General features: G+C 65.1%; 1 protein-coding gene. It reads left to right on the top strand.

What is annotated here, in order from left to right; all coding sequences use genetic code 11:
• Positions 1 to 864, top strand: an 864-nt coding sequence (locus tag MXD62_RS27675; protein WP_248832331.1) for an IS3 family transposase, incomplete at its 5' end; no start/stop codon positions are given.
• Positions 865 to 914: the final 50 nt, after the last annotated feature.

Below are 914 nucleotides of genomic sequence, written 5' to 3'. Positions count from 1 at the left end.
GCGGAGAAGGACAACTACCCGATATCCAAGATGTGCCAGTGGCTCGTCGTGTCCACGTCCGGTTTCTACGACTGGCACCGACGACCAGCATCGACCCGGACCCGCCGGCACGCCACCCTCGACACCCAGGTCCGGGCGGTGTTCGCCGCCTCCCGCCAGACCTACGGCGCCCGGCGGATCGCAGCCGCCCTGACTGCCTCCGGCGTGCGCATCTCCGTCCGCCTCGCCCGGCGGATCATGCGCCGTGCAGGGCTGGAAGCCTGCCAGCCCAGGGCCTACCGCCGCACCACCATCCCCGGCCAAGCCCCGCCGCCCACCGACCACGTCCGCCGCGACTTCACCGCCACCCGCCCCGGCGAGAAGCTCGTCGGAGACATCACCTACATCCGCACCGGCGAAGGATGGCTCTACCTCGCCACCGTTATCGACCTCTACTCCCGGAAAGTCGTCGGCTGGTCGATGGCCAACCACATGCGAACCGAGCTCATCATCGACGCGTTCACCATGGCAGCCTCCCGAACCACCCTGGCCAAGAATGCGACTTTCCATTCCGATCGTGGAGCGCAATATACGTCAGATGCCTACCATCGCGTCTTGAAACGCCATGGTGCACGCCCGTCGGTCGGGGCCACCGGAGTGTGCTGGGACAACTCCGCCGCAGAGTCGTTCTTCGGCACCCTCAAAAACGAACTCGTCTACCGGGAGACCTATCCAACCCGCCGCGCCGCGCGTACCGCGATCGCCGAGTACATCGAGGTCTTCTACAACCGACAGCGACTCCACTCCACTCTCGGCTACCGCACCCCAGAACACATCGAGCGCGCATACCACTCAACCCGGACCGAAGCGAAGGAAGCAGCATAAAGCTGGTATAGTCCGTCTACGTCGGTGTCCGAGAAATGGGCAGCACCTCA

This window comes from Frankia sp. Mgl5, from assembly GCF_023242985.1.
GTDB classification, from domain to species: Bacteria; Actinomycetota; Actinomycetes; order Frankiales; family Frankiaceae; genus Parafrankia; species Parafrankia soli.
This window is presented reverse-complemented; position numbering and strand designations above follow the sequence as displayed.